This window comes from Planktothrix serta PCC 8927 (assembly GCF_900010725.2).
Taxonomy (GTDB): Bacteria; Cyanobacteriota; Cyanobacteriia; order Cyanobacteriales; family Microcoleaceae; genus Planktothrix; species Planktothrix serta.
On the sequence record NZ_LR734846.1, the window covers coordinates 8,629 to 32,224 of the forward strand.

21 protein-coding genes, 1 tRNA gene, 1 other RNA gene and 1 pseudogene are annotated in these 23,596 nt (G+C 39.9%); 13 read left to right on the forward strand and 11 right to left on the reverse strand.

Annotated elements, in window-relative coordinates; all coding sequences use genetic code 11:
* The coding region (locus tag PL8927_RS06665; RefSeq protein WP_156093117.1) for an RNA-guided endonuclease InsQ/TnpB family protein at positions 1-464 on the reverse strand (464 nt) is incomplete at its 3' end.
* Between the two features lie 449 nt (positions 465-913).
* Between PL8927_RS06665 and PL8927_RS06670 the strand changes: the two genes are divergently transcribed.
* The 6 genes from PL8927_RS06670 to PL8927_RS06695 all read left to right on the forward strand — a co-directional run bounded on the left by PL8927_RS06670 (position 914) and on the right by PL8927_RS06695 (position 6,874).
* Entirely contained in the window at positions 914-1,456 is a 543-nt protein-coding gene (locus PL8927_RS06670) for a tetratricopeptide repeat protein (RefSeq protein ID WP_083618885.1), read from the forward strand.
* 113 nt (positions 1,457-1,569) lie between these two features.
* The gene (locus PL8927_RS06675; RefSeq protein ID WP_083618887.1) at positions 1,570-2,472 is read left to right on the forward strand and encodes a lipid kinase; all 903 of its coding nucleotides are present in this window, start codon (positions 1,570-1,572) and stop codon (positions 2,470-2,472) included.
* Positions 2,473-2,764: 292 nt separating this feature from the next.
* Positions 2,765-2,995, forward strand: coding sequence for a hypothetical protein (locus PL8927_RS06680; RefSeq protein ID WP_083618888.1), 231 nt, complete (start codon positions 2,765-2,767; stop codon positions 2,993-2,995).
* A 217-nt stretch (positions 2,996-3,212) separates the two neighbouring features.
* Complete coding sequence (locus PL8927_RS06685; protein ID WP_083618890.1) at positions 3,213-4,304, forward strand: amino acid ABC transporter substrate-binding protein; 1,092 nt, start codon at positions 3,213-3,215, stop codon at positions 4,302-4,304.
* A gap of 100 nt (positions 4,305-4,404) precedes the next feature.
* Positions 4,405-5,568 (forward strand): amino acid ABC transporter permease, encoded by a 1,164-nt coding sequence (locus tag PL8927_RS06690; protein WP_083618891.1) that lies wholly within the window; start codon positions 4,405-4,407, stop codon positions 5,566-5,568.
* Positions 5,569-5,656: 88 nt separating this feature from the next.
* On the forward strand, positions 5,657-6,874 hold the full coding sequence (locus PL8927_RS06695; RefSeq protein WP_083618893.1) for an amino acid ABC transporter permease: 1,218 nt from the start codon (positions 5,657-5,659) through the stop codon (positions 6,872-6,874).
* Positions 6,875-7,018: 144 nt separating this feature from the next.
* Here the strand turns inward: PL8927_RS06695 and PL8927_RS06700 are convergent, their stop codons facing one another.
* The 4 genes and pseudogenes from PL8927_RS06700 to PL8927_RS06715 all read right to left on the reverse strand — a co-directional run bounded on the left by PL8927_RS06700 (position 7,019) and on the right by PL8927_RS06715 (position 10,249).
* Positions 7,019-7,369, reverse strand: a complete 351-nt coding sequence (locus PL8927_RS06700) for a transcriptional regulator (RefSeq protein WP_083618895.1) — start codon at positions 7,367-7,369, stop codon at positions 7,019-7,021.
* Positions 7,362-7,487 (reverse strand): annotated as a pseudogene (locus PL8927_RS06705) (type II toxin-antitoxin system RelE/ParE family toxin); the annotation flags it as partial. The gene PL8927_RS06700 and the pseudogene PL8927_RS06705, both read right to left, overlap by 8 nt.
* A 191-nt stretch (positions 7,488-7,678) precedes the next feature.
* Positions 7,679-8,707 (reverse strand): C39 family peptidase, encoded by a 1,029-nt coding sequence (locus PL8927_RS06710; protein WP_083618897.1) that lies wholly within the window; start codon positions 8,705-8,707, stop codon positions 7,679-7,681.
* Between the two features lie 225 nt (positions 8,708-8,932).
* Entirely contained in the window at positions 8,933-10,249 is a 1,317-nt protein-coding gene (locus tag PL8927_RS06715; protein ID WP_083618899.1) for a M16 family metallopeptidase, read from the reverse strand.
* Between the two features lie 313 nt (positions 10,250-10,562).
* On the opposite strand from PL8927_RS06715, the gene PL8927_RS06720 reads away from it, so the two are divergent.
* The 4 genes from PL8927_RS06720 to PL8927_RS06735 are packed head-to-tail and all read left to right on the forward strand — an operon-like array spanning position 10,563 to position 13,632.
* On the forward strand, positions 10,563-11,048 hold the full coding sequence (locus tag PL8927_RS06720) for a GNAT family N-acetyltransferase (RefSeq protein ID WP_083618903.1): 486 nt from the start codon (positions 10,563-10,565) through the stop codon (positions 11,046-11,048).
* Positions 11,048-12,277 carry an AAA family ATPase gene (locus tag PL8927_RS06725; protein ID WP_083618905.1) on the forward strand — a complete coding sequence of 410 codons (1,230 nt, stop codon included), beginning with the start codon at positions 11,048-11,050 and terminating at the stop codon, positions 12,275-12,277. The genes PL8927_RS06720 and PL8927_RS06725 overlap by 1 nt, the downstream gene beginning before the upstream one ends.
* Positions 12,274-12,879, forward strand: a complete 606-nt coding sequence (locus PL8927_RS06730; protein ID WP_083618907.1) for a hypothetical protein — start codon at positions 12,274-12,276, stop codon at positions 12,877-12,879. The genes PL8927_RS06725 and PL8927_RS06730 overlap by 4 nt, the downstream gene beginning before the upstream one ends.
* A gap of 9 nt (positions 12,880-12,888) precedes the next feature.
* Complete coding sequence (locus PL8927_RS06735; protein WP_083618909.1) at positions 12,889-13,632, forward strand: HEAT repeat domain-containing protein; 744 nt, start codon at positions 12,889-12,891, stop codon at positions 13,630-13,632.
* Between the two features lie 115 nt (positions 13,633-13,747).
* Here PL8927_RS06735 and ssrS read toward each other — a convergent pair.
* A non-coding RNA gene (ssrS, locus tag PL8927_RS06740) (6S RNA) lies at positions 13,748-13,935 on the reverse strand.
* A gap of 76 nt (positions 13,936-14,011) precedes the next feature.
* Positions 14,012-14,085 (reverse strand) — tRNA-Asp (locus PL8927_RS06745).
* Between the two features lie 273 nt (positions 14,086-14,358).
* Here PL8927_RS06745 and PL8927_RS06750 point away from each other — a divergent pair.
* Complete coding sequence (locus tag PL8927_RS06750; protein ID WP_083618911.1) at positions 14,359-15,342, forward strand: glutaminase; 984 nt, start codon at positions 14,359-14,361, stop codon at positions 15,340-15,342.
* Positions 15,343-15,439: 97 nt separating this feature from the next.
* On the opposite strand, the gene PL8927_RS06755 is transcribed toward PL8927_RS06750, so the two are convergent.
* Positions 15,440-15,850, reverse strand: coding sequence for a GNAT family N-acetyltransferase (locus PL8927_RS06755; protein WP_083618913.1), 411 nt, complete (start codon positions 15,848-15,850; stop codon positions 15,440-15,442).
* A 77-nt stretch (positions 15,851-15,927) separates the two neighbouring features.
* Positions 15,928-17,124, reverse strand: coding sequence for a lipid-A-disaccharide synthase (lpxB, locus tag PL8927_RS06760; RefSeq protein WP_197047337.1), 1,197 nt, complete (start codon positions 17,122-17,124; stop codon positions 15,928-15,930).
* A gap of 291 nt (positions 17,125-17,415) precedes the next feature.
* Here lpxB and PL8927_RS06765 point away from each other — a divergent pair, with 291 nt between their 5' ends.
* Both PL8927_RS06765 and dusA read left to right on the forward strand, forming a co-directional pair.
* Positions 17,416-19,908 carry a VIT domain-containing protein gene (locus PL8927_RS06765; protein ID WP_231505938.1) on the forward strand — a complete coding sequence of 831 codons (2,493 nt, stop codon included), beginning with the start codon at positions 17,416-17,418 and terminating at the stop codon, positions 19,906-19,908.
* Between the two features lie 5 nt (positions 19,909-19,913).
* A complete protein-coding gene (dusA, locus tag PL8927_RS06770) occupies positions 19,914-20,909 on the forward strand; it encodes a tRNA dihydrouridine(20/20a) synthase DusA (RefSeq protein ID WP_083618918.1) in 996 nt (331 codons plus the stop codon).
* A 155-nt stretch (positions 20,910-21,064) separates the two neighbouring features.
* Here the strand turns inward: dusA and PL8927_RS06775 are convergent, their stop codons facing one another.
* Positions 21,065-22,054, reverse strand: a complete 990-nt coding sequence (locus tag PL8927_RS06775; RefSeq protein WP_083618920.1) for a mechanosensitive ion channel family protein — start codon at positions 22,052-22,054, stop codon at positions 21,065-21,067.
* A 62-nt stretch (positions 22,055-22,116) separates the two neighbouring features.
* Complete coding sequence (locus PL8927_RS06780) at positions 22,117-23,505, reverse strand: cobyrinate a,c-diamide synthase (RefSeq protein ID WP_083618922.1); 1,389 nt, start codon at positions 23,503-23,505, stop codon at positions 22,117-22,119.
* Between the last annotated feature and the right edge of the window lie 91 nt (positions 23,506-23,596).

A 23,596-nucleotide genomic window follows, 5' to 3' on the forward strand; every position in this document is an offset into this window, starting at 1 on the left:
TATTTCCCATCACGATTCTTGGAGATGGTAACGGTTTTAATTGTTCCCTCAATTTCTCGATGGCGACAACAATAAACTAACCCCACTTTACCGGGTAATTTCAGGTAATCCCCTTCAAATTTAACGCTTTGAGGATAACTGATTGATTGTCTGCCGTGTTTGGATTTGAATTGAGGTAATCTTGCTCGTTTCTCAAAGAAGTTTTTGTAAGCTGTACATAAATTGAGAGCGACAACTTGCAAGCATTGGGAATAAGCATCTTTTAGCCAAGGATATTCCTGCTTCAGTTGAGGTAATAATCCTTGAATTGCTTTTCTTGATAGCCCTTTTCCTGTTGTTTTATAAGTTTCTTGACACAAGTTTAGGGCATAATTCCAATACCAACGGCAACAACCAAAGCTTTTGGCTAAGGCTATTTGCTGCTCAATCGCTGGATAGATTCGGAGTTTATACCCTTGAAACATTGTGGCTTTCAAAACTCTTTGATATACTCTAGCATATTATTGTTAATTTGGTCGGAATTGGGACATACAAAATTAACTTGGGGGAGTCCATGTTGTTACTGAGCTTGCGATGCCCTGAGCTTGCCGAAGGGTCGAAGTATCCCACACTGATTTGGTGGTTATTTTTTGGTGAGCGTGAAATTCAGTGTGGGACTTATCGCTCCCCCAAACCCCCTCGTCAGTTAAAACAGACTCTCATAGCAGTCGCGCCGGGGGTGTTAGGACATAGACTGATGCTAAAACCCCGCGCAGAGAACTCTTTTCCTCCGGTGTTCCCTGTTCCCTGTTCCCTGTTCCCTGTTCCCTGCTTTAAACTAAATAGACAGATTGCCAATTATCGGCTAAGGTGAAGGATCAGATTCAATCGATCCTTCTCCTTTGTGTTTAATTAAACTTTTACTTTTTCAATCATGGATACTAATCTTCCTATTGCCTATCTATTAATTTTAGTGGTGTTACTTTCCGGCGCCATTGTCTTCCTGATTCGTCAAATTATTAAAACTCGTCGGATAGAAACCACCCTCTTTGATTTGCAAACTAAATTAGCAAAAGAACCGGGAAATGCACAGGAATACTATCAATTAGGCGGTATTTATAACGATAAAAAACTTTACTCTCAAGCTATTAACATATTGCAAAAAGCTTTAAAAGCGGGTGAGGATGAAGATCCTCAAAACTTAGCGATGATTTATAATGCGTTAGGATATGCCCATCTAGCTAAAGAACAGTACGATATTGCCATTCGTCAATATAAAGAAGCCTTAAAATTAAATCCAGTTTATCCCACTGCTTCTAATAATTTGGGTTATGCCTATGAAAAGAAAAAGCTAACCGCCCAAGCGTTAGAAGCATATTCACAAACTCTGAAAATTGACCCCAACAATCAAACCGCAAAACGTCGGGTTGAATCTCTACAGAAACGGGTAGGAATTCCCTCAGAAGCAGCACAATAAGGGGAGCAGGGGGAGCACCGGAGCCAAGGGGAGCGTCCTCCCTCGCTAACCGTCAACCGTCAACCGTCAACCGTCAACCGTCAACCGTCAACAGCCAACAACAAAAAACTGATATGGCGATTTTTCCCCAACTTCCCTATCCGAAAACGGCTTTACTTTTGGTTAATCCCCATGCTCGCAAAACCCAAAAGAATTTATCGGAAGTGGTGTATCAACTTCAAGCCTTGGGTTTCGATATTATTCAAGAGTCCCCGGAACATCCCCAAGAATTTACCCCAACGATTCAACGGTATCAAGAGCAAGTGGATTTTGTGATTGTGGGGGGCGGAGATGGAACTCTCAACGCTGCGGTGGATGGACTGGTAGAAACGGGTTTACCCCTGGCTATATTACCCTTGGGGACGGCCAATGATTTAGCCCGAACTTTAGGAATTCCCCCCACCGTGACAGAAGCTTGTCAAATTATTGCCAGTGGACATAAACAAAAGATTGATTTAGGTTGGGTGAATGGTAAACACTTTTTTAATGTGGCGAGTTTTGGGTTGAGCGTGAATATTACTCGTAAACTTACCACCCAATCTAAAAAACGCTGGGGGGTTTTAGCCTATGCGTGGGCGGCGATTCAAGCGACGCTGACGGCTCGACCTTTCCATGCTTTAATTCAAGTCGATGGTCAGAGAGAACGGGTCAAAACCTTACAAATTGCTGTCGGAAATGGTAAATACTATGGGGGTGGAATGTCCATTGCCCACGATGCGACCATCGATGATCAACGCTTAGATCTTTATAGCTTAGAAATCAAGCATTGGTGGCAAATTCCCTTGGTCTGGTTAACCCTGAGAACAGGAAGACATCGCCAAGAATTAGGGGTTAGGGCTGTATATGGCTCAGATTTTGAAATTTATACCAGTAAACCCTACCCCATTAATACCGATGGGGAAATCACAACCAGGACACCTGCTCATTTTCGGGTAATTCCCCAAGCCTTAACAGTTTTGGTTCCCCCTCCTAAGTAGAAATGCGGGCTGATGCGACTCTAAAATGCTCAATCGAAAACAAAATTTTCAAATCTTAACTCTACATTCCAGGAATTGTCAAGATTTAATTCACTAGATTAAGAGAGTTGTACCTCTTGTGACATCTTGTATTTTTTTCGGTTTAATTTGAGTAAACTCGGTTATTCTTGAAATTTAAAGAAAGTATTAAGCTGACTCGTTGATGACGAGAAGGACTGCTTTCTGACTCACTCACAAGAACATCGTTATTTTCTGTATAAAAGCCGACAAAACTGCATCCATCGGAGGTTTTATGACTCCTTCAATGCTTCGTCAACTTTGGTCGCTGGTCGAAACAACTCAAGCATCCACTCTCGTTAATCTTGATGATGCCAGTCTTGTCCAGTGTTTACTGAAACAGTTCAATAAAGAAGCTGCTATCAATGGAAATGAAGCTGCTCTATTACGCGATTACATCTGCTCTCGCATCTCTTTGATTCGAGATATGGCAGAAGCACGCTTATCTGGAGACGCTTCAGCTTAAACCCTATCTATCCCCTGTTTTTTGATTCGGGGGACTTCAAGGTTATCCAATCAGTTTGAGGAATACATTGATCACCTGAATCTTTCCCAAAAATTGCATAGAAAATTCTCAGATTAAGGTAAGCTTAAAGCGCTTGAGGTAACTTCTTGAGCGTCAATAACCTCAACCCCTTTAGAACTGTAAACTTACCTAACCCGTACACGAACAACATAAAACTATGCACAAATACGGTTCTTTGCTAGTAGCAACATTCCTGTTAGTTGCACCCCTAACAGCCTGTGAATCATCGAATACTACTAGCACCAGTACAGCTTCTCCTGGAGGAAACTCAACATCTGCGGCTAATACAGGAACTGGTCAAAGTCGTCTGGATATTGTCAAGCAGCGCGGAAAGCTCATCTGTGGTGTCGATGGTAAAATCCCCGGATTTAGCTTTGTGGATGAAACGGGCCAATATTCCGGCCTGGATGTTGATGTTTGTAAAGCGGTAGCCGCAGCCGTTTTGGGTGATGCTAATGCGGTTGAATTTCGCAATTTGGATTCAACAGAACGATTTGAAGCCTTAAAAGCGGGGGAAGTCGATATGCTCTCGCGCAATACCACCTGGACAATTAGCCGAGATACCTCCGTTGGCTTAGAATTTGCCCCGACTACATTCTACGATGGTCAGGGAATGATGGTTCGTCAAGATAGTGGTGTTACTAAATTAGAAGATTTACAAGGAAAAGCCGTTTGTGTAGAAGCGGGAACCACTACCGAACTCAATTTAACCGATGCCATGCGTCAACGGGGTGTACAGTTTGAAACCGTTACATTCCAACAAGCTGACCCCGCTTATGCTGCTTATGCAGAAGGCCGTTGTCTAGGGATGACCTCTGACAAATCTCAACTGGTGGCCCGCCGCAGTACCCTCCCCAACCCTGATGAGCATATTCTTCTGGATGTTACGATGTCCAAAGAACCCCTTGGCCCTGTAACTGTAAATAATGATTCTGCTTGGTTTGATGTGGTCAAATGGACAACCTTTGCGTTAATTGAAGCCGAAGAATTAGGGGTAAATCAAGCCAATGTTGATCAACTTAAAACCAGCGATAACCCCAATATTAAACGATTCCTGGGAACAGAAGGGGATCTAGGTAAAGGAATAGGATTAAGTAATGATTTTGCTGGTAATGCCATTAAAGCTGTTGGAAATTATGGTGAAGTTTATGAACGAAACCTCGGTGAAGGTTCACAATTTAAACTTCCGCGTGGGCAAAATGCACTGTGGACAAATGGCGGTTTGATGTATTCTCCGCCTTTGCGTTAAAATCACCGAATCAGGGAACAGGGAACAGGGAACAGGGAACAGGGAACAGGGAACAGGGAATAGTTTACTGATAGCTGATAACTGATAACTGATAACTGATATGACCATCAACAGAGATCAGAAAATTCCGCTTTGGCGAGATGAGCGATTTTGGCGAATTGCCTTGCAGGTTTTAGTGATTGTGATTGTCGTTAGTGTATTCGCTCTTTTAGGCGGGAACCTAACTCGAAATCTCAGACAAACTGGAAGCAATTTTGGCTTTGATTTTTTAAATACATCGGCGGGATTTAATATTCTCGATAGTTTAATTCCCTATACTCCAACTGATCCCTATAGTCGGGTTTTATTAGCTGGATTATTGAATTCTCTGCGGGTGATGTTTTTTGGAATTATCCTAACAACTTTATTAGGAATTGCCGTTGGTGTTGCCCGTTTTTCGGATAATTGGCTTCTGCGTCAGTTAGCATTTATTTATGTCGAAATTGTCCGCAATACGCCTCTATTATTGCAGCTTGTATTTTGGTATGGTATTTTTGTACAAATGCCTCCTGTCAAAAACAGTTTAACAATTTCAAATTCTATTTTCTTGTCTAAACAAGGAATTTTTCTGCCTTGGCCGTCAGGAATTCAAGGGATAATTGGATTTGGGGTTTTAGTGATTTGTGCGATCGCAGCCCTAATTGTGTCGAAAAAAAGAATAAAAGTTATGGTAGAAAGGGGGGAATCTGGACAACCTCAATTAATCACTTTAGGAATTATTGGAATCATTGCCTTATTAACATTAATAGTAGGATTAAATTGGCAACGTCCTATGTTTAATCCTACTACCAATAATATTGAAGGGGGATTAAGACTCACCATTGAATTTACAACACTTTTAGTTAGTTTAGTGGTGTATACGGCGGCTTATATTGCTGAAATTGTGCGTGCAGGAATTCAATCTGTTCCCAAAGGTCAATGGGAAGCTGCCCGATCTTTAGGATTAAAATCAGGTTTAGTCATGCAGTTAGTCGTATTTCCTCAAGCATTGCGAGTGATTATTCCACCGTTAAATAGTCAATATTTGAACTTAGCAAAAAACTCCAGTTTAGCGATCGCTGTTGCTTATGCAGATGTCTATAATGTTGCCACTACAACCTTTAATCAAACCGGAAGAGCGATAGAAGTGATGTTAATTATTATGGCAACCTATCTAACAATTAATCTATTTATTTCTTTAGGAATGAATCAATTAAACCGCAGTGTTCAATTACGAGAAAGATAAATTAGGGTGTTAACAGTCAACTGTCAACACTTCGACACTTCGACAAGCTCAGTGCAAAGCCGTCAACCGTCAACATCTATTCTTAACCATGACTTCTGTACCATCAACGCCATCTCATCAACCTCCTCAGATCGTAGTATTAACTGCAAAGGAATGGTTGCAAAAAAATCTATTTAATAATTGGTATAATACCCTGATTACCTTGGGGATTAGTGGCTTATTATTATTCATGTTAACAAGGTTTATTTCTTGGGCATTTACTACAGCTAAATGGAGTGTAATTCCTGCTAATTTACCTTTGTTTTTTGTGGGAAGATTTCCCAATGATCAATATTGGCGCTTATGGGTAATGTTAGGGATAATTTCTATTCTTTCTGGGATTACCTGGGGATTTTTAGCCCGAAATTCAAGACTTTTATTTAGTAAAAATACCTTAGTTAGTCTTGGATTTATTGGAATTCTGGCGGTTATTACTCCAGTTCCCATCATTTTCCGTTTTCTCCTAATTGGAATGCTATTGTTGCTAGTAGCAGAAGCTTGGGCTGGTAAAATCATAGGAAATACTCAGCCAAAGTTAGGAAAGTGGTTGCCCTTTTCCTGGTTTTTATTATTGATAATTTGTGTTTGGTTTATTGGTGGCGGACTCGGATTAAAAATAGTTCAAACCAATCTCTGGGGAGGACTGATGTTAACATTATTGATGTCAATTATCAGTATATTATTATCCTTTCCTATTGGCGTATTATTAGCATTAGGACGACAAAGTAGTTTACCCGTCGTCCGAATTTTATCAACAGTTTATATTGAAATTATCCGGGGATTACCCTTAATTACAATTCTATTTATGGGGCAAATTTTACTCCCCCTATTTCTCCCCGAAGGAACACGACCGGATCGGATTTTACGCGCTATTATTGGATTAACCATGTTTAGTTCAGCCTATTTAGCTGAAAACATCCGAGGGGGTTTACAATCCATTCCCAGAGGTCAAACAGAAGCCGCCAAAGCATTAGGATTAAATACACCTTTAACCGTGAGTTTAATTATTTTACCCCAAGCCTTAAAAGTTTCTATTCCTTCCATTGTGGGTCAGTTTATTAGTTTATTCCAAGATACAACTTTATTAGCAATTGTAGGATTAGTAGAATTATTGGGAATCAGTCGATCTATTTTAGCAAACCCGAAGTTTCTCGGACGTTATTTAGAAGTTTACCTGTTTATTGGGATTTTGTACTGGGTTTTTTGTTATGCGATGTCCGTAGCCAGTCAGAAATTAGAAAAACAATTGAATACAGAGCATAAATAAATCCTTTTTGTTTGGGGCGAATAGTTTGGGGCGAATAGAATTCGCAGCTATACAAACAAAGTCTGCCTGCGCGGACTCAATGATAGGGTAGGAAATTTAACCACATTTGGTATTTTAGCCTTCTTTTTTTGGGTTAGATAATAATTATTGTAAAACGGGAGTTTCTGAGTCCAATTTATTTGGGTTTAGTTGGTCTAGTTGGTCTACATTGACAGATAATTTTAATCCTAAAGATTTTAGCCAAAACCCTAAACTATAAATTGCTTCCTGTCCTGTTTTTGATAATACTTCGTCCAACTGTGCTAAATGTTGTTTAGCTTCTTCTGGGGTCATAGTTTGCGGTGCTAATGCTTGAGAAACATCACTTAAAACCAGTTTTAATAATTCCGGTTCTGGAGAAGTTTCTAGTAAACAAGTTTCGATGTAACCTGCTGCATAGGTCAGGTCTTGAAGTCGTGAGATCAGAAAGGGTTGGTATGGCAAACTGTTAAGCATTTTCTGATGTCCTGTAATGTTTCCAGTATTTTTGAGCTTGATCAATATCCTGTTTTTGGGTACTTTTATCACCCCCACACAGTAACAGTATAATCGTTACTCCTACTTGTCCAAAGTATTTGTGTAAACTGTGCGATCGCCCCATTCCTGAACTTGAAGCAGAAATTCAGGGACTTGTCCAGAGATTGCATGATGTTGATCCCAAACAGAGAACTCTTTTCCTGTCTGTTCCCTGTTTCCTGCTATAACTTAAAAATAATCAAATAAAATCCCCCTTAATTAGGGGGAATTCCTGACTTTTTCTAATACCTATTTAGAAATAAAATGCACCCAAAAACTGCCGTCAGGGATGCAAACCTGGTTGATTAACCGATAGGAATATTGCAAATAAGCCCCGCTCAAATCCGTGCGATAACCAGAGGAGAACCATTCTCCATAGGGATCATGAACAATAAGCCCATATTCGTTATAACCCACCACAGGCATAATATGACCAAAGGAGGTGAAATATCCATGAATTACGGCAGGATTTCCAGCAGCAATCCAATCTTTGATATCATCAATGAGGGCATTTTCAGTAAAATAATCCTGACACCCATAATCTCGAACAATTCGAGCTAAATCGTAGGGATCATGACGACTGTAGCCCTTATTAATAGCATATTCATAGAGTTCATCTTCCAGTTGACCCGAACTGGTTTTACGACGAGCTTTGAAATATTCCAAACACATTGATATAGACGTAACATTACACGATCCCGTCGGATTAAACCAGTTGTCTAATTGAGATTTATAGGGAACATTTAAACGGTAACTGCTAGGAAGGGGTTTAGGATAAACCCGATTTCCATTTTCATAAATTTCAGCGTGTTCTCCCCAAACATATAAAACCGAATAGCCCCCATAGGATTCATTTCTTAAAGCGACTCGTAAATGACCGCGAATGGGGTCATAAGCTAAAACAGCACATTCTTTTTCACCGGGAATTGTAAATTTTTCCGAGTCATTCAGTTGAGAGGAAGCAATCGGTTTAACCTTAAAAATGGTAGTTTTAACCGTTTTTAAAATCGGGGTCATCACCGGAATCTGTTCGCGCTTCGTTTCGATCAACTTTTTCCCGGTAATTGCACCCAGATAACCCGCTTCACCACACTGCATCAACTTTTGGAATTGGTGTAATGAAGCTGTTGATTTGGGGCCAAAAATACCATCCACAGGGGGATCAAGCAGTCCTAAATCAATCAGTCGGGTTTGGATTTGACGACTAAGTTCGTCATCTTCAGCAATGGCTTTAATATCATATCGAGTATCTTTACCGAGAAAATCCTGTAATTTCATATTGGCTTTTATCAAGAACTCAAAAGGATGGAGATAGTCAACTCAGGACAATTTTACCTAGATTCGGGAAGAATTTAGAGATATTATTCTAGATCTTGACTTGATAGTTGCCTGTTTTTGAGAACAAAGACAACTTATATAGCGCTACTTGAAGAGGCAACAGGCAACAGGCAACAGGCAACAGTAAGAAGTGAAAGGGTTTCAGGATTCAAAAATGTCCTNTGATCAACCGTCTAAATCCGTAGGGTGAACGGGTGGCTTCAGGATGACTATCGCATAAGCGTTGGGAGATAAATACTGTTGTGCGGCTTGTTGAATCTCTGCTGAACTCAATGCTTGAATTCGATCAGGATAATAGAGACCTGCTGTTAAATCCCCCACTAAAGATTGATAGTATCCATACAAGCCAGCGCGATCGCTCGGAGTTTCATTTCCAAAGATAAACCGATTAGCCACTTGTGTTCTGACTTTTGCCATTTCCTCTTCTGTAATTCGTTCGTTTTGGATTTGACGAATATGATCGGTGAGAATAGCTTCAACTTCGGCAAGATTCTCCACAGGTAAACGCGCTGAAATATAAAATACCCCTTGCCAGCGCTGCGTCATATTACTCGCAGAAATCGACGAAACTAACCCCCGATTTTCGCGTAAATCTTGGAATAGTCGTGCTGTTCTTCCCTGACCTAAAATATAAGCTAAAACATCTAAGGGATAGGTTTGATCAAGTTCTTCTAAACCGGGGACACGCCACAGCATTAATAATCGAGCTTGTTGTAACGTATCATCAATGATTTCCTGACGGACAATTTCTTTAAAACTGGCTTCAGGAGTCCATTTTTGCACTTCTGGGAGTGCAGAACTTATTGAGGTGGGATAAACCGCAGTCACGGCATCCTCTACCGTTTGAATCAGAGATTCAACGGGTAAATTTCCGACAACGGCTACCGTCATCGAGCGAGGTTGATACCAAGTGCGATGAAACTCCAGCATTTGTTGAGATTGCAACTGTTCAATTACCGACGCTGGCCCTAAAACAGGACGACGGTAGGGAAGTTGCTCAAAAACCATTTCCATCGACTGACGGAAGGAACGCCTACCTGGGTTATCCTCGGAACGACGAATTTCTTCTAAGACCACAAATCGTTCTCGTTCAAACGCCTCATCTGCAATACTGGCATTGAGAACCACATCAAACTGTAAAGGTGCTAAATCCGCAAAGTCTTGAGGGGCAGTGGTAATGTAGTAATGGGTATAATCTTGACTGGTGGCCGCATTGGTGACGGCGCCTCGTTGTTCAATTTTTTGTTCAAATTCTCCCACTTGCAGATGGGGTGTTCCTTTAAAAACGATATGTTCTAAAAAGTGCGCCATCCCGTTGATATCATTGGATTCAATCGCCGAGCCGATATTAATCCAAACATTAAGATTGACGGCATCAACGGGTAACTGTTCGGCCACAATGGTTAAACCATTGGAAAGGTGATGAACAGTTGGAGTATTAATCGGTCGAGGCGAAGACGGTTTAACCAGGATAGAAGTCATTCGTTTTGTTAGGGGTTGTCTAGGTTTCTCTCTATCTTAATGACTTTGCGTGTTCTCTGCCGATAGCAAAGTACGGACGTAACAATGTTACGTCCCTATAGCCAGAAAGCGTTAGAATTGTAAAAATTTTGTGTCCCTAATATGGCTTTCTTTCGTCAATATATCGCTCCGTTGATTGTGGTTCTGATATTTTTATTCGCTCTGTTCGTTGTCAGTGCGCGAATTTTTCTCCCTGAAGATATGATGGCCCCTGCACCCATCAGCACCGTTTCGGGTTCTACAATATTCGCTCAATATTTTGTCAGTAGTATCCGTGTCTGAGGTCTTTATCCCCGGTTACAGTCTGCGTCAGGGGTCACGTTTGGATCGGGCTTTATTACTCAAGTTTGTCTATCGCACCTATAAGGAGCAGTTCCCGGATCAGGATTTAAGCCATCTTCCCCCAACGGTTGAGCAGTATTTTTCTCCTCAGACACCCATCTGGTGGGTGGACAGATTTAACCCAGACTGTTCAACCCCAGAAACTATTGCCTGTTTATGGTTAGGGAATGCAATTGATCAAGGGGATGGAGAACGCACCGCCCATATTTTTCTGTTATATGTAGCCCCAGAACACCGTAAACAGGGGATTGGTTCGGCTTTAGTGACTCATGCTGAACAGTGGGCGACGCAACGAGGCGATCGCAAAATTAGCCTGCAAGTTTTCACCAACAACCACCCCGCCCTCAACCTCTATCAAAAACTTGGCTATCAACCTCAATCTTTGTTGATGCAGAAGATTCTATCGGGAGTTAAATGATGTTAAAAGAACTTCACCTTAAGCTAGTCGGGCCATCCCCTAAATTGGATGTAGAACTTTCCGATAGACTCAACATTTTTACAGGGGATAATGGGTTAGGTAAAACCTTTCTATTAGATATTGCTTGGTGGGTACTCACCGGAAGTTGGGCAGATCGACCTGCGTTTCCTCAACGGGAAAGGGAACAAATTCCAGAAATTACCTGCTATTTAAACAATCGCACAGAATCAAAACCCGATCGCAGTTATTTTGATTTCTCCACTCTCAAATGGGGGAGTTTTCAGATGTCTTATCAGTTGAGAGGGTTAGTCATTTATGCCCATGCAAATGGCGGATTCTCCGTTTTAGATCCAGCCCGCAAACGCAAGGGGGTTTACAACTTTACCCCGAATAAACTTTGGGATGGATTGAGAACAGATGGAAAGGTTTTATGTAATGGTTTAATTCAAGATTGGGTGAGTTGGCAACGACAGCCTGATCAAACTACATTTAAACTTTTATCTGATGTCATTAGACAACTTTCTCCCCATCCCGGTGAAGGGATAGAACCGGGAGAACCCACGCGGGTTTCTGTTGAAGATATTCGTGATATTCCGACAATCAATCTTCCTTACGGTAATGTTCCTATCATCTACGCATCAGCCGGGATGAAGCGGATTTTAGGGTTGGCTTATGTCCTAGTGTGGACGTGGTATGAACACACCCAAGCCTCTAAATTGCGAAACCAATCTCCTCTTGATCAAATTGTTTTGTTAATGGATGAAGTTGAATCTCATCTCCACCCCCGGTGGCAACGTGCAATTTTACCCGCCATTCTCAAAGTTTTAACCGGGTTACAGGAACAGACGAAAATACAGGCTTTAGTCACCACTCATTCTCCTCTGGTTCTGGCATCTGTCGAACCTATTTTTGATCAAGAAACAGACAGATTATTCCTATTTCAATTAGAGTCACAAAAAGTCACTCTTAATGAAATTCCCTGGTGTAAACAAGGAGATACAATTGGTTGGTTAACTTCTGATATATTTGGTTTAAAGCAAGCTCGTTCTATAGAAGCTGAAAAAGCGATCGAAGCAGCCGAAGCTTGGATGCGTTCTGATAATATGAATGCTTTTCCAGATTATCTAAAAACCTCAGAACAAATTCACCAACAACTAATGCAACTTCTCCCTGGACATGACCCCTTCTGGCCGCGCTGGATTATTAAGATGGAGGCGAGTCAAGGATGATTAAATTTAACCCTCCTCCTGAACCCCCAGATTTTGATCAAAAAGTTCGGAAACCCGGAAAGATTTGGTTAGACAAAAATCCAGATAAAAAAGAATTTCCTAGTTATTGGACAAACTTCAAAAGTGATTTAGCTGATGGTTTTGGAAATCTGTGTGGCTATTCAGCTATCTATGATCTTAATGGGACAGTAGATCATTATTTCTGTTGCAGAAATCATCGTAATTTGGCTTATGAATGGAGCAATTACCGCTATGCTTCAGGTTGGATTAATAGCAGCAAGCAAACCTTAGATGATCAAGTGCTTGATCCTTTTCAAGTTGGAGATGATTGGTTTGAAATTATTCTTCCTTCTCTTCAGTTAGTGTTAACAAATCAAGTTCCTCCAGAAGAACTCGAACGAGCAGCATTTACCCTAGAACGTTTGCACTTGCGGGACGATGAACGAGTGATCCGTCAACGGTGTGCGTGGTATCGTTGCTATTTAGCGGGTGAAATTACACTCGCAGGACTGGAAAAGAAAGCGCCTCTCATTGCCCGTGCTGTTAGAAAACAGCTAACTTCTAATGACTCAATCAACATCAACGGTGACAAATTGCTGTAAATTAATGATATGGAGGATGAAGAACTGAGCGTAATCAATACCCAAGACCCGTTAGAGAGTCCTTTGGATCAGTTGGATGATGGCGAAGTGGCCAAACCTGATCCAGAGGAAATGTTGCTGTTGTTAAAATCACCCGAACCCCAACAGCGCATGATTGCAGCACGGGCATTTTGTGAAATTCGGGATCAACGGGCTATTCCTGATTTAATTGGATTGTTACAGGATGCTTGCCCCTTAGTTCGGGTGAGTGTGGCCTATGCGTTAGGTCGCAATTCTAATGCTCAAGCCGTTGAAGCGTTGATTGCACAATTGAATCAAGACTGGAATGGCTATGTCCGTAAAGGGGTAGTTTGGGCATTAGGAACCTGTGGCGATCGCAGAGCCTTAGAACCTTTACTTGATGCCCTGAAAACTGATATTCCTGCGGTACGGTTATGGGCGGCGAGTTCCCTGGGTCAAATGGCGAAAGTCGGTTATGAGATCGTAATTCGAGCCATTCCCCCGATGATTGAAGCTTTACGTCAAGATCCCGTCGCGGCGGTTAGAAGTAATTGTGCTTGGGCATTGGGCCAACTCTGTCGAGAACTCCCCTCAAATGTTGTTTATGCAGTGGCGATTGATGCTTTAATTGAAGCCCTAGAAGAAGACGAAGATATGGGGGTTAAAGATGATGCTAAATCGTCTTTATTAAGAGTCGGTGATCCGCGAGGATTACAAATTATTGAAGACTTGGAAATGGACGGTTTATTATAATTTTTATTTAGGGTGAGTAGACCTCACCCTCAGAAAATCTGAGGTAATCAAATTTAATCAAAAAATCACTAGATTAAAACTAAATAGAAATTTTTCTATTTTCTATCTTTAAATAAGGTTGACCGCAACGCCGTGTCGCCTCAGCTTTTGACCTGGGTAAAACCAGGTGGGTACCTCGACCAGACTTAAAGTTTCCGAGTTCAAGCTCGGTATACTGCCGTCTGTAAATTCTCTTGGTTCCCTTATTCTTAAAGCTATAGATCAAAAAAACATATCGGCAAGCCACCAACGTCGCAGCACAACCTTAAATTGATTATAACAGATTTTTTCGAGATTGTAAATTAACTATCAAAATCCTAGTTAACAGAATTGTTAAGAACGGGACTGACGGGGCTCGAACCCGCAACTTCCGCCGTGACAGGGCGGTGCTCTAACCAATTGAACTACAGTCCCTTACTGTGGTTCGCTTTTTTTTGCGACAATTTTTATTATTACTGCTTTTTTTGAATTTGTCAACACTTCCTACAATCTTTTTTTTGGGGAGTGGGTTAGCCTCTGACTCATGGCTTATAGCTCTACGCATTAAAGTTGTAGAGACCGATCATGGTCGGTCTCTACTAAATCCAGCAAACTTATTCTCTATTGCCTATTGCCTATTGCCTATTGCCTATTGCCTATTCGCTATTCCCTGTTCCCTGTTCCCTGTTCCCTGTTCCCTAGCTCTATATGAGTGATCGTCGCCAAAAAGCTAGACTGAAGAAAATCAATCAGGAGTCATTCGGAGTGAATCTAGGGGTTCAGGAATTAGATCGATTAACTCAAAAACAACTGGAAACTTGGGTGGATCAGGCACAACGGCGTAGTCAATTGGGTCAATTACCCACTTACATCCCCCAATTAGCGCAGGTGAACTCGCAAGAGTTTGTGGTGCAAATCCTGACTCTGGAGGGAAAATCTTACTGTGCTGGCGATGCAACCTTATCCTTTCCCCTAATGAGTGTGATTAAGCCGTTTTTATTATTCAACCGACTGGTGGAATTGGGAGAGGATAACGTTTTCCAGCGCGTGGGTGTTCAACCCTCTGACCAGACGTTTAATTCCCTGGAACAATTGCAAGCCGATGACGGATGGCCGCGTAACCCCATGTTAAATAGTGGGGCGCTCGCTCTGGCTGCATTACTCCCTGGACAGGATGCTAATTCTCGCTGTGATTATTTCTGTTCCTGGTTAAATCAATATGCTAATTGTCAGTTATTTTTAGATCAAGATATTCTGGAGTCCGTGCGTTCGGTTCCTAACCCCAAAAACCAAGCTCTCGTTTCAGCACTTTTAGCTTCTGGTTATGTGGATGATCCCGATTTAACCCTAGATACTTATAACCAAATCTGTTGTTTATCAGCCACTATTTTAGATTTGGCTCAATTGGGTCTATTATTGGTGCAACCGACCGATCTCCAGTGGCAAATTCCCGGCCGTATTGTCAAAGCTTTAATGATGACTTGTGGATTATATGAAACATCAGGACAGTTTGCGGCACAAGTCGGACTTCCTACTAAATCGGGGGTCAGTGGAGCAGTATTATCTATTATTCCTCAACAAGGAGCGATCGCTTGTTACAGTCCCCCTCTAGATCCCGAAGGAAGTTCTATTGGCAGTTTATTTTTAATTGAAAAAATAGCTCAAACTCTAAATTTAAGTGTATTTAAATAGGGAATTACGAATTACGAATTGGGAATTACGAATTACGAATTACGAATTGGGAATTGGGAATTGGGAATTGGGAATACAGAAATTTTATCTAAATCAGCTAAAAATTTAAGCTCATTAATTTGACCTGATCGGATAAATGAAACCCTAATTTTTCATAAAAAGGAACCATTTCGGGTAAACACATTAATAGAAAGGCTTCAACCTCTTGTAAATCGGGATGAGTCAGAATTTCATCTATGAGTTTTTTTCCTAATCCTTGATTTTGATAAGAACTTTCCACTAAAACATCCCAAATCAAAGCTCGATAAGTATAATCGGTTAAAACTCTTGTAAACCCAATTAATTTTTGAGTATTAGAGTCTACTAAACCGATAATAATATCGGAATTAGTTAACATTTTTTGAATGTCTTTTGAGGTTCGTTGGTAACTCCACCATCCTTGTTTATAGAGTTTCTCTAAATCTTGTATTTGCGTTGGGGTTAAATCTTGAACTACGATAATAGACAAGAAAACTATCCTCCTAAATCGTCTATTGATCGCTATTTTACAACCAGGGGTTCCAAAAATCAAACATTAAAGACTGCTTACTTGGGGAGACTTTTAAGAATTTCTAAAGCCGCGCGATCGCACACTCCCTCCTCTCCTAACGCTTGCTTCATTTGTTGATAGTGATTTAACATTTCTTGTCGTTTGGGTTGATTCGTTAGTAATTCTATCGCCTCGTGAACGATATTTTCAGGAGTTACTTTTTCTTGAACCAGTTCGGGAACGATGGCTTGCATTTGTACTAAATTAGTTGGGGATATAAACGGAACTGAAAAATTTAACAGATGACGAGCCAGCCAAGCTGTTAAATCACTGAGTCGATAAACCACAACTTGGGGAACATTTAATAAAGCAATTTCTAAGTTAACTGTTCCTGATTTTGCGATCGCTAAATCGGCGGCGGATAAGACTTCTAAAGTTTGATAGTGATCCGATGGAGTTGAAACTAAAACAGCATTCAATTGATATTTTTTAATCGCCGTTTCAATGGCTATTTTATATTTAGGTAAAGATAAGGGAATCCAAAATTTTACCGTCGGCATTTTGGCTTGAATTTGTTGAGCCGCTTTAAATAATATTGGCATTAAATATTTAATTTCTTGCCATCGGGAAGCGGGAAGTAAAGCGATCGCAATTTCATCCGGTTGGATGCCTAATTTTCGGCGAGCTTGTTCACGACTCGGTGCTATTTTCATTCGGTCTAATAGGGGATGACCTACCCATGTCACCTTCGCACCTTTTGATTGAAAATAACGTGCTTCTTCAGGAAAAATAGCTAGAATTCGATGGGTTAATTTAACAATTTGTGCTGTACTCCGAGATCCTAGCGACCATACCCATTCTTGCGGTGCAATATAATAAAAAATAGGAATTGTTGGCAAATTATGTTTAATAAAATTTCCGATCCCAATATTTGGCCCCATATAATCAATTAAAATCACTAAATCAGGAGGATGATTTTTTAAATATTGTTTAACTTGTTTTTGCATCAAATAGGTCGGGAGAATATAGGGTAAAGACTCTAAAATTCCAACGGAACCTATTTCTGTGGTATTTCCCAATAAAATAGCTCCCGCTTCCGCCATTTTTTCCCCACCTAACCCCCTAATTTCTAAAGCAATATTGGCTTGTTTTGCTTGTCTAAAAAGGGCTTCTACTAACATTGATCCTTGTAAATCACCGGAGACTTCACCTGTACTAATAAAAATCTGAATAGGAGGTTGGTTTTGAAGCATTAGAAATCAATGATTAATAAGGTGAGGCCTGATTAGAGCAGTTTTCTGAATAACCTAATCTGGCATTATAGCCGTTTATTGAGTCCCTTCCGGGTTTTTGTTGAAATTTGAGGATCGAGACGGGGTAAAAAAACGATACAATCATCAATTGTAAGCGCGAACTGTACCTGTCTATACAGGAGTCTTCGGGACATTAAAAAGTCATGTCGCTCAGGAACGTTTATGATCAGGATTAGGTCTTAGTCAGTAGACCTGATTGATAGTCTAACTTAAATAATGGCACTTTTATTCATGAACTCTTTATCCAGTTTAGCAAGACTTTCCTTGGGGATTATCATTTTTAATAGTTTGAATTTTATTGAAAATACTACCCCCACGTTTGCCAGTTTACCTCAACAATTAGATCGGCAAAATCCGACGTTAAAATTAGCACAACTTCCTCAACAACAATCGGAGAAACAATTAGGGGGTTTATATGTTAAGTCTGAAACTCAAAGCCAAGTTTTCCCCCTAAAACAAACCCAAGTTAATGCTAAAATTTCGGGAAATGTTTCACAGGTTGAAGTTTCTCAAACCTTTGAAAACCCTTTTAAAGAACCGTTAGAAGCAATTTATGTATTTCCCCTTCCCGATCAAGCTGCGGTTGATCAGATGGTGATTAAAATCGGCGATCGCACAATTAAATCCAGAATTGAAACCAGAGAAGGAGCGAGAGAAATCTATCAACGCGCTAAAGATCAAGGTCGCACGGCTGCATTATTAGAACAAGAACGAGATAATATTTTTACTCAGTCTGTAGCCAATATTCAACCGGGTGAACAAATATCCGTAACGATTCGCTATATTGATCAATTAAAATTTGAAGGGGGAGATTATGAGTTTGTATTTCCGATGGTGGTTGGCCCCCGTTATATTCCCGGTCAATTAATTGATAAAAATCAACCCAATACTAATCAAGTTCCTGATGCCGATCGGATTATACCTCCTATTATTCAACCGAATACAAAATCAGAGCATCAAATTCAAGTGAATGTGGAAATTGATGCGGGAGTTGCTATTGAAAATATTCGCTCAACCTCCCATAAAATTATCACTCAACAACAAGGGAATCGGGTATTTGTAAATTTAGATCAATCCGATCAAATTCCCAATAAAGACCTAGTTTTAAGATATCAGATTTCAGGAGAAAATACAAGGGCAACGGTATTAACAGAAGCTGACTCGCAAGGGGGACATTTTGCTGCTTATTTGTTACCTGCAATTCGTTATAATCCCAATCAAATTATTCCCAAAGACGTTATCTTTTTAATGGATACTTCCGGTTCCCAAGAAGGAGAACCTTTGCAAAAATCTAAAGAATTAATGAAACGGTTTATTCAAGGATTAAATGCGGAAGATACTTTTACGATTGTTGATTTTGCTAATACCACGAATACTTTATCAGAAACTCCCTTAGAAAATACTCCGGCTAACCGAGAAAAAGCCATCACTTATATTAATCAATTAGAAGCCAATGGGGGGACAGAATTATTAAATGGAATTCAAGCGGTGATGCAGTTCCCCTCGCCGCCTCCGGGTCGGTTACGCAGTATTGTTTTACTCACCGATGGCTATATTGGAAATGATCAGGAAGTCATTGCAGAAGTACAAAATAAACTCAAACCTGGAAATCGGTTTTATTGTTTTGGGGTGGGAAGTTCTGTAAATCGATTTTTACTCAATCGTTTGGGAGAAATGGGACGGGGAACTGTACAGATTGTTCGTCAAGATGAACCCACAGAAACCGTTGTAGAAACCTTTTTTAAACAGATTAATAATCCTGTTTTAACCGATATTGAAATCAGTTGGCAAGGGGAAGGGTTAAAACCAGAAATTTATCCGATCACCTTATCGGATTTATTTGATAATCAACCTTTAGTGTTATTTGGACGCAAACTAGATCGACGCAATGGGTTATTAAAAATAACGGGAACAACCGTAAAAGGCGATCGCTATGAACAAACCTTACCTGTTAGTTTTCCTGAGATTAATGCAAAGGAATCGGGTAATATTGCGATCGCTAAATTGTGGGGACGTGCTAAAATTAAAGAATTGATGAATCAGATGTTTTCCGGGGAAATAAAATCAGCAGTTGATAGCGTAACACGCACCGCTTTATCCTATCAATTACTCTCAGATTATACTGCGTTTGTAGCTGTGAGTGAAGAAGTTCGAGTTAATCCTAATGGAACTCGTCACACCGTAGAAGTTCCTATAGAATTACCCGAAGGAGTCAGTTATGAGGGAATTTTTGGGACTCCAGAAACTCGCCAACTTCAATCAGCAACTCCGACGAATGTAGGACGAGTTCGTTCTGCATCGGGTTACAATTATTATAGTAGTCAACGCAGTCCAGAACTTGCGCCTCCTCCCTCTCCGATGCGGGTATTAACTCCAGAAGCAGAAGCTATTAATTTAGTCAGAAATACGTCTTCTACCATTACAGTTGTTCAAGTTACAGGAATTAGCGATCGCACCCTTATAAATGACTTAAATCGTTATTTACAAGGGTTAAATTTAACCGATCAAATCAATGGAAAAGTGATTTTTGAAATGATTGTTGATCAAGGTAATGTCCAACGGGCAATTTTTGATGACCTTGACTCTATTGTTGATTTAGATGATCCTCAAAAACAAGCGATCATTATTGATCAAATTCGGCGATCGCTGTTAACTTGGCAACCTCCCACCTCCGTCAGTGGAAAAATCAGAATTACCTTAGAATTAAAAGCAACAAAATCATAAATTTCATGAATGATCTGACATCAATTTCAACCTTAAATCCGGTTTATCCTCTGAGTATTGCACCCATGATGGATCGCACCGATCGCCATTATCGCTATTTCATGCGACAAATCACCCGGCGAACATTGCTGTATACAGAAATGGTGACGACCGCAGCAATTTTACATGGAGATCATGAAAAATTATTAGGCTTTTCTCCCGAAGAAAAACCCTTAGTTTTACAATTAGGAGGGGATAATCCTGATCATCTGGCAACCTGCGCTAAAATAGCTGAAGATTGGGGATATGATCAAGTTAATTTAAACGTTGGATGTCCGAGTGATCGGGTTCAAAATGGCAATTTTGGTGCGTGTTTAATGGCGCAACCGGAATTAGTAGCAAAAGCAGTAGAAGCCCTGCAAAAAGCGGTTAATATTCCCGTTACGGTTAAACATCGAATTGGCATTGATGAACAGGACAAATATGAAGATATGGCGGATTTTGTTAGAATTGTTTCTGATGCTGGATGTCAACAATTTACTGTTCATGCACGCAAAGCTTGGTTACAGGGTTTAAGTCCTAAAGAAAACCGGACTATTCCGCCGTTACGCTATGAAGAAGTTTATCGGTTAAAACAAGAGTTTCCCCATTTATTTATTGAAATTAATGGCGGTTTTAAAACCTTAGCAGAAGTCAAACAACAATTGCAATTTGTTGATGCCGTTATGATCGGACGCGCCGCCTATGATCATCCTTATTTATTTGCAACGGCGGATCAAGAAATCTATGGAGAAAAAACGCCTCCTTTAACTCGTCGAGAAGTCATAGAATCTATGTATCCTTATATTAAATATTGGCTACAAAACGGGATTAGACTTAATAGTATTACTCGCCATTTATTAGAACTCTTTGCGGGACAAACGGGAACAAAAGCCTGGAAGCGATATATTAGTGAAAATGCTCATCTTCCCGGTGCAGGAGTAGAGGTTCTTCAACAAGCTTTAGAGAAAGTTTTAGGTTGATATAGTCAGTCTAAATCTTTTCTACAAATTATCGCACATCGTAGGGGCGAGGTTTTCTCGCCCTTACTAACCCAGGTAATAAGAGGGTTTGAAAACCAAACCCCTACAATAGAATATTACCACCTACAATAGAATATTACCAATTTCCGACTCTATCAATCTGTTTCGGAATTGCCATTTTGTTGCGTCTGTAATTCGATTAGTTTTCGTAAAGAACCCCCAATACTTCGAGGTTGAGGAACTTCACCTTTTCCGACTGGCCAGCCTTCCCGTTGTCGAGAACGGTTGCCATCATTTTCTTCTGTTTGGTCATGAAATAGAATAACGTGAGTGGGAAAAGCCAAGTCAATTCCTTGAGAAACCAGTCTATTTTTAATCGCCGTTAACACTTTATCTTGCAAATCTAATGCGTCTGCACGACGAGGAGGTTGAATCCACCAACGCGCTCGAATATTCACCGTACTTTCACCTAAATCAACAACAATTGCATCGGGTTCAGGTTCTTTTAATACGCCTTCGGTTTCGTGCATTGCTTCTAAAATTAACTGTCTCGCTTCCTCAATATTATCTCCATAACCAATGCCAATATCATATTGTAAACGGCGGTTTTCAAAGGCAGTATTCACAACAACAGAGTTAGAAAAAAGTTCAGCATTAGGAATAACAATTCGGCGACCATCATAGGTTCTAATTGTTGTTGCTCTGGTTTGAATATTTTCTACAGTCCCCTCAAAATCCTTAAACACAATTTGATCATTAATTTGGAAGGGTTCAGTTAATAAAATCAAAATACCTGCCAGAAAGTTTTGTAAAATATCCCGAAAGGCAAACCCAATTGCTACCCCACTAATTCCCAATAATTGCACTAAATCTCCGGCTTTTAAAGAAGGAATGATAATGGATAAGGCGATAAACAAACCGATGAGAATGGTTGTTCCTTGTGCTAATCTTCCTAATACTAACCCTAAATTTCGAGCATGGCGACGGTTTTGGGTAAAACGTCTAACCATCCGCTTAATAGTTCTGGCAACGAAGAAGAAAATAAAGAAGACAATAAATGCTAAGACGAGATTTGGTAAGAGGATGATGAAACTATTAATCATCTCCTGTACCTTACTCCAAGCTGTTGATATTTCAGCACTCATAAGACTTTTTAACTCATCAGTTATTCTTCATAATAGCCAAATTGAGGCTGATAAAAATCTATCTAAAGTTGGTAATTGCGACAATGTTCTAAAAATCGAGTTGGAATATCAATTCTATTTCCCCAATGCAGATGTAAATAAGACCCATGAAGGTTAGGGAGATTTCCCCAACCTTCTAAAACAGGGTTATTAATTTCTGAGGAGAAAAAACGCTGCATTTCATATAAAGGTTGGGTTGAGTTTTGAGTCAATTCAGAACGATGAAACTCATGTCCAATAACAATTTCATTTTTTAATAAAACCGGAGTTGTTTTTAATACTTTGGCTTGATAATAGCCTAATTTTAAGGATTTTCCCATGATAGTAGTTGTCGGTAATACTCCCACCATTGACCAAGAATTATTTTCAAAATCAATAATATTTTCACATAAATACATTAACCCCCCGCATTCCGCATAGGTTGGTATTCCTGATAAAATAGCATTTTTAACCGCTTTTAAAGCCATCTGATTTTGGCTTAATTGTTCAGCAAATACTTCGGGAAAACCACCCCCAAAATACAATCCTTGAATTCCTGGGGGTAACGAGTCATCTTTTAAGGGACTCCATTCGATTAATTCCGCACCTAACTGTTGTAAAATCTCTAAATTCTCAGCATAATAAAAGTTAAATGCAGCATCTTTAGCAATAGCAATTTTAATTTTTTTATTTCCCATCAAGATCAGGGGCATTAAAAACCTGGTTTCTTCAAGAAACCGGGTTGTTGGGGTGTACTTTAATAACGGTAATAATTGTTCCCAATCAAACCAAGTTTCAGCCAGTTTAGCTAAGTCTTGAATTAATAAATTAAGTTTAGGGAGTTCATCCGTTGGGATCAATCCTAAATGACGATCTGGAATAGTAATATTTTCCTGTCTTTTAATCATTCCAATAATCGGAATATCAATAGGTTTTAGCGAGGTTTTTAATAATTCTAAATGGCGATCGCTGCCAATTTTATTTAAAATTAATCCGGCTATATTTAGATTGGGATTAAGGGTTTTAAATCCTAATGCGATCGCAGCAATAGAACCGGATAATCGACTACAATCTAAGACTAAAATAACAGGTAAATTTAGAATCGAAGCAATTTGAGCCGTTGAACCCAGAGGAATTCTTTCGGCATCAGGAATGCCATCAAATAAACCCATCACGCCTTCAATTAAGCCATATTCTGATGTTTGTATTTGTTTAAAATAGCAAATTTTAGTATAGGATTCCGAAGTTAAAATAGAATCTAAATTATAACAAGATTTCCCCGTTACATAATGATGAAACATCGGATCAATATAATCAGGGCCGACTTTAAACGATTGGACGTTAAAATTGTGTTGTTTTAAATAGGATAAAATCGCTAACGTAACGGTTGTTTTACCAACACCACTACGTTCTCCAGCAATAATAACAGTCATAATTTAATCAATTGAGTGAATATATAGCATACAAGGGTTAAGCTTTAATTTAACCACAAAGACACAAAGGCACCAAGAAGTTGTAAAGACT

Coding starts and splice junctions, on each gene's coding strand:
- PL8927_RS06670 (WP_083618885.1), top strand. CDS start 914: ATGGATACTAATCTTCCTATTGCCTATCTATTAATTTTAGTGGTGTTA.
- PL8927_RS06675 (WP_083618887.1), top strand. CDS start 1,570: ATGGCGATTTTTCCCCAACTTCCCTATCCGAAAACGGCTTTACTTTTG.
- PL8927_RS06680 (WP_083618888.1), top strand. CDS start 2,765: ATGACTCCTTCAATGCTTCGTCAACTTTGGTCGCTGGTCGAAACAACT.
- PL8927_RS06685 (WP_083618890.1), top strand. CDS start 3,213: ATGCACAAATACGGTTCTTTGCTAGTAGCAACATTCCTGTTAGTTGCA.
- PL8927_RS06690 (WP_083618891.1), top strand. CDS start 4,405: ATGACCATCAACAGAGATCAGAAAATTCCGCTTTGGCGAGATGAGCGA.
- PL8927_RS06695 (WP_083618893.1), top strand. CDS start 5,657: ATGACTTCTGTACCATCAACGCCATCTCATCAACCTCCTCAGATCGTA.
- PL8927_RS06700 (WP_083618895.1), bottom strand. CDS start 7,369: ATGCTTAACAGTTTGCCATACCAACCCTTTCTGATCTCACGACTTCAA.
- PL8927_RS06710 (WP_083618897.1), bottom strand. CDS start 8,707: ATGAAATTACAGGATTTTCTCGGTAAAGATACTCGATATGATATTAAA.
- PL8927_RS06715 (WP_083618899.1), bottom strand. CDS start 10,249: ATGACTTCTATCCTGGTTAAACCGTCTTCGCCTCGACCGATTAATACT.
- PL8927_RS06725 (WP_083618905.1), top strand. CDS start 11,048: ATGTTAAAAGAACTTCACCTTAAGCTAGTCGGGCCATCCCCTAAATTG.
- PL8927_RS06730 (WP_083618907.1), top strand. CDS start 12,274: ATGATTAAATTTAACCCTCCTCCTGAACCCCCAGATTTTGATCAAAAA.
- PL8927_RS06735 (WP_083618909.1), top strand. CDS start 12,889: ATGGAGGATGAAGAACTGAGCGTAATCAATACCCAAGACCCGTTAGAG.
- PL8927_RS06750 (WP_083618911.1), top strand. CDS start 14,359: ATGAGTGATCGTCGCCAAAAAGCTAGACTGAAGAAAATCAATCAGGAG.
- lpxB (WP_197047337.1), bottom strand. CDS start 17,124: ATGCTTCAAAACCAACCTCCTATTCAGATTTTTATTAGTACAGGTGAA.
- PL8927_RS06765 (WP_231505938.1), top strand. CDS start 17,416: ATGAACTCTTTATCCAGTTTAGCAAGACTTTCCTTGGGGATTATCATT.
- dusA (WP_083618918.1), top strand. CDS start 19,914: ATGAATGATCTGACATCAATTTCAACCTTAAATCCGGTTTATCCTCTG.
- PL8927_RS06775 (WP_083618920.1), bottom strand. CDS start 22,054: ATGAGTGCTGAAATATCAACAGCTTGGAGTAAGGTACAGGAGATGATT.
- PL8927_RS06780 (WP_083618922.1), bottom strand. CDS start 23,505: ATGACTGTTATTATTGCTGGAGAACGTAGTGGTGTTGGTAAAACAACC.